Here is a 7,573-nt window from a genome sequence, read left to right as displayed (position 1 = left end):
CACTTTGCACCGAAATTAGATGGTCACTTTAAACCGAAACGAAGTGGTCACTTTAAATTGGAAAACAGTGGTCAATATCACTGAGTTTTACAATATAGTATCCGTCATGCTCAATAAATTCAATTTCGGACCATATCAATTTTGAAATATCGGAATATCTGAGTCCAGTCAAGGTAGAGAACATTGAAATTTTATACACAATCTGGCTTGAGCATGGTGTATTAAAAAGTATTTTTGCCTCATTCAAGGTTAAAAAGTTTCGCTGTGTTTCCGCTTCCTTTATTGAGTCAATCCCAGCGTTGATATCATTTCTCAATTTTCCTTCTTTGTAAGCTCTCTTGAGTGTTGTTTTAAGTTTGTTGTAGTAGGAGAGTGCAGTATTGCGTGCTAAAACGTTTCCCGTATCTCTTCTGCTTTTAGCTTTAAGCAGGTATTCTCTATAGTCATTGATTAAAGTCACGTTGATATCTTTGAAACTTATGTCTTGTTCTTTAAGAAAATCTTTAAAATGTGCAATCGCACTGATCCAGATCGCAAAATTCTTTCCTGCTTTTTGATCGGCTAGATTGTTAATATATTTCATAAAAGATGCTTCTCCTATTTTCTTTAGTTCCAGCTGTTCTTTTTCAAATGCAGAATATATATCATACTTGCGTAGCTCATTTTGCCTGCGAATCTGGATGAGTTCAGCTGTATGCAGGTTTTCAATGTTGGAAATTTTTTGAATCCGGGTTTTAGGTTTTTCAAAAAGATATAGTTTTAAAAATTCTCGTCTTGTAAGTTTGTTGGTCTCAGGGTTCAGTATTGGCGGGTAAAAATCCAGATATAGGGAAATTCTGCCATCAGCCAGCACTTTTCTTCTCAATGTTACATTAGTCTTTTTCATTTTCTCTTGCATTAAATATAATATCAATATCCTTTTTTGCAACGTAATTAAATTTACCTACAGAATATTTCCACAATCCATTTCGTTGAATTAGCCAGTATAATGCTCCGGAAGATATTGCAAACTTCTTCTGTATCTGTGTGATGGTGTAGCAATTATCAACTCCTGGAAATACCTGTGCAGCATGCAAATTCGACTGCTCCGTAGCAATTGAAAAGAAAGCATCCAGATCGCATCTGCGAATCACGGTTCTCGCCCCAAATTTTGCTATATCTAATTCGCCTCTGGCAATAATGCGGTACAAGGTTCTTCTGCTTATTCCGAACAAAAGTGAACTTTCGTTAATACTAAGAAATTCTTTAGTTTTAACACCTTCAATATCTCCATATTTAATTTTGGAAGTTTCGCTATTGCTCCTCGTAATTTTTATTCCTCTTGCCTTGGCTCTGTTCATTGCCTTATTGCATTTGGAACTGCAAAACCTTGTAACTGTTGTCTGTGATTGAAATTCATTTTTACAGAATTCACAGATTCGGGTAATTTTAATGTTTGTACTCATAGAAATGTGACTTTAAGTGTCCCACTGTGACCATGTGTGTCTCTATGTGCCATCATTTGGCCACGAAAAAATATTTTTTGCATCTCAGTTTTTCGAGGTACAAACAAGGTACAAATTTAATCAAAACATCACTTAATATCCAAAAGAAAACGCAAGTAAAAAACGAGTTAAAATATTGTTTATCAATTCTTTAACTCGTTTATTTGTTTTTGTTTTGTGATATTTTGTTTCTCTATTTCCCAATGCAAAAATTAGCAAAAATATTCCCAAGTAATTCATCATTTGAAACCTGACCTGTAATAAGCCCGAATTGATATAAAGCCTCACGAATATCAAGTGCAATTAAGTCACTCGAAAGATTTGTTTCAAGACCAAATTTTACTTTTTGGATTTCATCTAAAGCTTTTAATAAAGAGTCATAATGTCTTGTATTTGTGACAATAGTTTCATTATTACGTAAAGCTCCAGTATTTACAAAAGACAGTAATTTATCTTTTAATTCCTCAATACCAATTTTTTCTTTAGCAGAAATTTTTAAAAGTGTTAACTCTAAAGTTTCGAGTTTTTTATTGATTAAATCAATTTCATTTTCGCTCAATAAATCAACCTTATTTATAACAACCAAAATTGGTTTTAGAGGATATTTGTTTTTAACTTTTTCAATTTCGACAATATAGTCAGAACCTGAAACCTGAAATTTGAAACCATCAAACAAGAAAATTACAACCTGAGCTTGTTCAATTTTTTCGAATGTTTTTTTGATTCCAATGCTTTCTACAACATCTTTAGTTTCTCGAATTCCGGCTGTATCGATGAATCTAAAACCAACTCCGCCAATTACCAATTCATCTTCAATAGTATCGCGGGTTGTTCCGGCAATGTCAGAAACGATCGCACGTTCTTCGTTTAATAAAGCATTCAATAAAGTCGATTTTCCAACATTTGGCTCACCAACAATGGCTACAGGGATTCCGTTTTTAATAACATTCCCAACTGCAAACGAATCGATTAAACGTTTTAAAACAAATTCAATTCTGTTTAATAATTCATGAAACTGTGTTCTGTCGGCAAATTCTACATCTTCTTCTGCAAAGTCTAATTCCAGTTCAATTAAAGAAGCAAAATTCAAAAGTTCTTCACGTAATTTGGCTATTTCATTGCTGAAACCACCGCGCATTTGCTGCATAGCAATTTGGTGAGATGCTTCATTATCAGACGAAATTAAATCTGCAACAGCTTCTGCCTGCGATAAATCCAGTTTTCCGTTTAAGAAAGCTCTTAACGTAAATTCTCCGGCATCAGCCATTCGACAGCCTTTTCGCAATAATAATTGAATAATCTGCTGTTGAATATAAGTAGATCCGTGGCAGGAAATTTCAATAGTGTCTTCGCCTGTATACGAATTCGGCCCTTTAAAAACAGAAACTAAAACTTCATCAAGTGTTTTTTCATTATCTACAATATGACCTAAATGCAAAGTATGTGTTTTTTGCTTCGTTAAGTCTTTATTTTTTATGGATTTAAAAACAGAATTTCCTATTGAAATAGCTTCAGCGCCTGAAATACGAATGATAGCAATAGCTCCAGCTCCAGATGGAGTCGCTAATGCCACTATAGAATCTTGATTTATCATAGTGCAAAGGTAAGAAAAAAGCAGAAAATTCTAAAGTCTTAATCGCAGGTTAGTTATGTTATGAAAAGGTTTTAAACTGCAATTATTTAAGAAATCATTAACTGTTAAATTCCTGATAATTATCAGGTTGTTTTGGATTTAGAATGATTAAATTTGAGTAACAAACCTATAATCTGAAATAAAATGAAAAAGATATTAGTCCCTACCGATTTTTCTGAAGCCGCCACAAATGCGTTTGTGCACGCTTTAGAATTTGCAAAAGTTGTCAAAGCCGAACTTATTTTATTGCATACATTTGAGATTCCGGTTTATGACAGCCAGTTTTTTCCAGAAAATTATGCATCGATATACAGTTCTATAGAATTGGCAAAATTTGAAATGTTCAAAGATGAAATTCCAAAACTTAGGGCAATTGCAGCCGAACGTAACCTTGATAATATTGTAATAAAACATCGACTGATGGACGGTGACTTGGTTTATAACCTAAAAAATGCCGTTGAAGAAGATGAAATTGATTTTGTAATAATGGGAACCACAGGTGTTTCTGACTGGACAAAATTCTTTACCGGATCAAATACTAATTCGGTAATTTCAGAAGTAAAAGTTCCGGTTTTATGTGTTCCGATTGATGCTAAGTTCAAGAAAATTAAAACAATTGGTTTTACGACAAGATATCGCGAAAAAGATAAAGTGGAACTTAGAAAAGTTCTTAAAATTGCGAAGAAAACTGATGCAAAAGTAAAAAGCTTGTACGTTAGATCTTCAAGTACAGATGTTTCGGATATGACGATTAAAGAATGGCAGACTGAATTTGCTAATGAAAATGTAGAATTCCTGGTTTTGCCAAGCGATGAAGTAAAAGAAACAATTCTTGATTTTGTACTTTTTAAAGACATCGATATCTTAACTACAATTACGCATAAACGATCTTTCTTTGAATCTATTTTTGATTCAAGTTTTAGTCAAAAAATCACAAAAGAAGTTTCTATTCCAGTATTGATAATGCATGAGAATTAAAATTCTACTTTAAATGAATAGCTTTTTTGAAAGTGTAAAACCTATATTTGTATTTCATTAAATTTAAAAAATGGAAGCATATTTAAGCAAGGTCGAACATTATTCAAAAGTTTTTAATCAAACCAGCAAAAGGTACAATAGCATAAGTCTTCTGCGACTTTTAAGCATATTTTTTTGTTTGTTTATGTTGTTTTATTACATCAAAACTAATGAAATTGGATACGCTATAACGGCTTTTTTATCTTTTGCTGGTTTTCTTTTTTTAATGCGAATTCATTCGAAATTGTCTTTTAAAAGAGAATTGACAAAAGCTATTTTAAAAATTAATGAAGATGAAATATCGTATTTAAAAAGAGAAAAACTTCCCTTTGAAAACGGAATTGAATTCAACGATTTTCATCATCCTTATGCTTATGATCTGGATATTTTTGGAGAACATTCCTTATTTCAAAATTTAAACAGAACCGCTGTTTTTATCGGTAAAAAAACATTAGCAGATAAGTTATTAAGTTTATCATCGAATGAAATAATTCTTGAAAATCAGGAAGCCATAAATGAATTAAAAACCAAAATAGACTGGCGTCAGGATTTTGAAGCTCTTGCCATTGTCAGTACTGACAGTAAAAGTTCTTATGATTCATTAATTCATTGGATTTCATTTAAAAATAATTCTTTATCTAAAGTTTTAATTTCACTTTCAATTATTCTTCCGGCATTATTTTTTGGTTTTGTAATCGCTTATTTTATCACTTCAAAAGCAATACTTTTATCTTACGCGACTTATGTTTTTATTTTCAATTTGATTGTTTTGGGAAGATCATTGAAACGAATTCAATCTGAAATTGCCAAAGCAGATAATATTGATAAAACTATCAAACACTATAGTTTATTAGTTCAAAAGATAGAATTGGAAAAATTTGAATCTAAAAAACTAATTGCATTACAAAAGCAATTGGTTTCTAAAAATGCATCAGCGAGTTCTCATTTAAAACAATTATCAGAGTTGTTTTCGAGAATGGATACAATAAGCAACTTTGTTACGGCAATTGTTTTTAACGGATCATTTCTGTTTAATCTGCATGTTTTAAAAGCGCTTTTAAAATGGAAAGATGATTATGCGCATCAACTGGAGAACTGGATTAATATTATTGGAGAATTTGAAGCTTTAAATAGTTTCGCAAATTTAGCGTTCAACAATGCAGATTTTGTTTTTCCGGAAATCAATTCAAAATATAAAATTGGGTTTGAAAATTTAGGTCATCCGTTATTAAATTCAGCGACAAGAGTAGGGAATGACACTCATTTTTATCCGGAATCTTTTATGATTTTAACGGGATCTAATATGTCTGGAAAAAGTACGTTTTTGAGAAGTTTAGGAATCAATATGGTTCTTGGCGGAATCGGTTCAGTTGTTTGTGCTTCAAAAGCTAATATTCATCCACTTCCAGTTTTAGTTTCAATGCGATTGTCAGATTCTTTGGCGGACAGTGAATCGTATTTCTTTGCAGAAATTAAGCGTTTAAAACAAATTATGGACGCCTTAGAAGAAGGTCCTGCTTTTGTTTTATTAGATGAGATTTTAAGAGGAACAAATTCTGATGATAAACGTAACGGAACTATTGAAGTGGTCAAAAAAGTTATTGCTAAAAAAGCAATTGGGGCGATTGCAACACACGATATTGAGGTCTGCCTAACAACTAACGATTATCCTGAAACTTTAACCAATCAATGTTTTGAAGTCGAAATTCAAAATAACGAACTGCATTTTGATTATAAACTCCGCAGCGGAATCTGTAAAAATAAAAGCGCGACTTTTTTAATGCAGAAGATGGGAGTTATATGATTTTAGATTTTAGATTTTGAACTGAATGTTTTTTTAACGCAAAACACGCTAAGTTTTTTTGCAATAGTTTGTATTTACAATATGAAAAGTTCGCAAAGGTTTGTACTCACCAAGCTTTGCGAACTTTTTTTATAAAATTTTATATGTAAAAAAAACTTAGCGTGCTTTGCATTAAAAATACACATTAAGTTTTGTTTCAAATTTTGAAAGAATAGTTAAAATTAACAAAAAAACAAGACGATTTTTTTTCAAAATAAGAACTAAAAAATATCTTAAAAACACATCAAAAGCTTATCAAATTATCACATTTACTATTAAAAACGTTATTATAGTCAAAATGGAAATAAGTGAGTAAAATACCGTGATTACTGATAATTCTGTTTTATTTTGGGAGAAAAAAATCATTTTTTTGAAAATAAATTTTACTAAAACGATTTTGTTGGTTTCGTTTGCTATATTTGCCATGTACTAAAATAGTCAAGAATATAAATAATACCTGATGAAAAAGATTACAATTAAAGATATTGCTAAACAGGCAGAGGTATCTATTTCTACAGTATCTTTTGTTATCAATGGTAAAGGAGAGAAAATGGCGATAAGTCCTCCGGTAATAAAAAAAGTTCAGGACGTTGCCCAAAAACTTCAGTATAAACCAAGCATGATTGCGAGCAGTTTGCGAACTGGAAAAACAAGATCAATTGGACTTATTGTTGAAGATATAGCCAACCAGTTTTTTGCAGATTTAGCAAGAGTAATTGAAGATGAAGCAAAAAATATAGATTACAGGGTTTTTTATTGCAGTACAGGTGATGATAATGATCGATCTGAAGAATTAGTACAGAGTTTATTGCAGGCAAATGTTGAAGGATTTATTATTACACCAACAAAAAATTTAGAGCGAACCATTGGTATGCTTTTAAAAATGCAAAAACCGGTTGTACTGATTGACAGGTATTTTGCCAATCAAAAAGTAAGCCACGTGGCAATGGATAATTATGAAGGTTCTTATTCTGCCGTTAAGTATTTAATTGAAAAAGGCCGAAAAAATATAGCCGTTGTAAATATTAAAACTGGAATGATCCAGATGAAATTACGGGAAAAGGGATATATAGAAGCCTTAAAAGAAGAAGGAATTTATAATGAAAATTTTACGCTGCATTTAGAGTATCAGGTAAGTGAAAAAAGCAGGATTGATTCCATTACAAAATTTTTTAAAGAAAATCCTGAGATTGATGCCGTATTGTTTTTGTCCAACTATTTGGGACTTGCAGGACTTCAGGCTTGTAGAATTTTAAAATACAGAATTCCTGAAGATATTGCTGTTATAAGTTTTGATGATCATGACAGTTTTGAACTGCACACGCCAATGATTTCAGTAATTGCTCAGCCTATTGAAGAAATAGCCGTAAAATCAATACAATTGCTGATGAGCCAAATGACAAATTATGAAGATTTTAAAATAGAAAAAGTCCTCAAAAAAGGAAAATTGATTATTAGGGAATCAGTTTAAGAGAAAAAAGTAAATATTAATAAGAAGACTATTTTTTTAGTCATTTCACTAAATCGATTTAGTTAAAACAACCCTTGAATTTACTGGTGTTAACGCCGTATTTAAGAAGTCGTTTTTTTAAAGAA

At 31.5% G+C, this 7,573-nt stretch carries 6 protein-coding genes; 3 read left to right on the top strand and 3 right to left on the bottom strand.

Annotated elements, in window-relative coordinates:
- Window positions 1–52: 52 nt before the first annotated feature.
- From J2Y38_RS24495 to mnmE, 3 genes are all read right to left on the bottom strand, one after another.
- Window positions 53–886 carry a site-specific integrase gene (locus tag J2Y38_RS24495; RefSeq protein WP_309847979.1) on the bottom strand — a complete coding sequence of 278 codons (834 nt, stop codon included), beginning with the start codon at window positions 884–886 and terminating at the stop codon, window positions 53–55.
- The gene (locus J2Y38_RS24490) at window positions 873–1,340 is read right to left on the bottom strand and encodes a helix-turn-helix domain-containing protein (RefSeq protein ID WP_309847976.1); all 468 of its coding nucleotides are present in this window, start codon (window positions 1,338–1,340) and stop codon (window positions 873–875) included. Before J2Y38_RS24490 ends, J2Y38_RS24495 begins: the two co-directional genes overlap by 14 nt.
- Before the next feature lie 337 nt (window positions 1,341–1,677).
- The gene (gene mnmE / locus J2Y38_RS24485) at window positions 1,678–3,078 is read right to left on the bottom strand and encodes a tRNA uridine-5-carboxymethylaminomethyl(34) synthesis GTPase MnmE (RefSeq protein WP_309847974.1); all 1,401 of its coding nucleotides are present in this window, start codon (window positions 3,076–3,078) and stop codon (window positions 1,678–1,680) included.
- A 183-nt stretch (window positions 3,079–3,261) separates the two neighbouring features.
- On the opposite strand from mnmE, the gene J2Y38_RS24480 reads away from it, so the two are divergent.
- From J2Y38_RS24480 to J2Y38_RS24470, 3 genes are all read left to right on the top strand, one after another.
- Window positions 3,262–4,095 (top strand): universal stress protein, encoded by an 834-nt coding sequence (locus J2Y38_RS24480; RefSeq protein ID WP_309847971.1) that lies wholly within the window; start codon window positions 3,262–3,264, stop codon window positions 4,093–4,095.
- Window positions 4,096–4,165: 70 nt separating this feature from the next.
- Window positions 4,166–5,938 carry a MutS-related protein gene (locus J2Y38_RS24475; protein ID WP_309847968.1) on the top strand — a complete coding sequence of 591 codons (1,773 nt, stop codon included), beginning with the start codon at window positions 4,166–4,168 and terminating at the stop codon, window positions 5,936–5,938.
- 499 nt (window positions 5,939–6,437) lie between these two features.
- Window positions 6,438–7,448, top strand: a complete 1,011-nt coding sequence (locus J2Y38_RS24470; RefSeq protein WP_309847965.1) for a LacI family DNA-binding transcriptional regulator — start codon at window positions 6,438–6,440, stop codon at window positions 7,446–7,448.
- Window positions 7,449–7,573 lie beyond the last annotated feature (125 nt).

This window comes from Flavobacterium sp. 2755 (assembly GCF_031455715.1).
Classification (GTDB): domain Bacteria; phylum Bacteroidota; class Bacteroidia; order Flavobacteriales; family Flavobacteriaceae; genus Flavobacterium.
The sequence above is the reverse complement of the archived record's forward strand: the minus strand, read 5'-3'. Positions and strand labels throughout refer to the sequence as shown.

Coding starts and splice junctions, on each gene's coding strand:
- J2Y38_RS24495 (WP_309847979.1), bottom strand. CDS start 886: ATGAAAAAGACTAATGTAACATTGAGAAGAAAAGTGCTGGCTGATGGC.
- J2Y38_RS24490 (WP_309847976.1), bottom strand. CDS start 1,340: ATGAACAGAGCCAAGGCAAGAGGAATAAAAATTACGAGGAGCAATAGC.
- mnmE (WP_309847974.1), bottom strand. CDS start 3,078: ATGATAAATCAAGATTCTATAGTGGCATTAGCGACTCCATCTGGAGCT.
- J2Y38_RS24480 (WP_309847971.1), top strand. CDS start 3,262: ATGAAAAAGATATTAGTCCCTACCGATTTTTCTGAAGCCGCCACAAAT.
- J2Y38_RS24475 (WP_309847968.1), top strand. CDS start 4,166: ATGGAAGCATATTTAAGCAAGGTCGAACATTATTCAAAAGTTTTTAAT.
- J2Y38_RS24470 (WP_309847965.1), top strand. CDS start 6,438: ATGAAAAAGATTACAATTAAAGATATTGCTAAACAGGCAGAGGTATCT.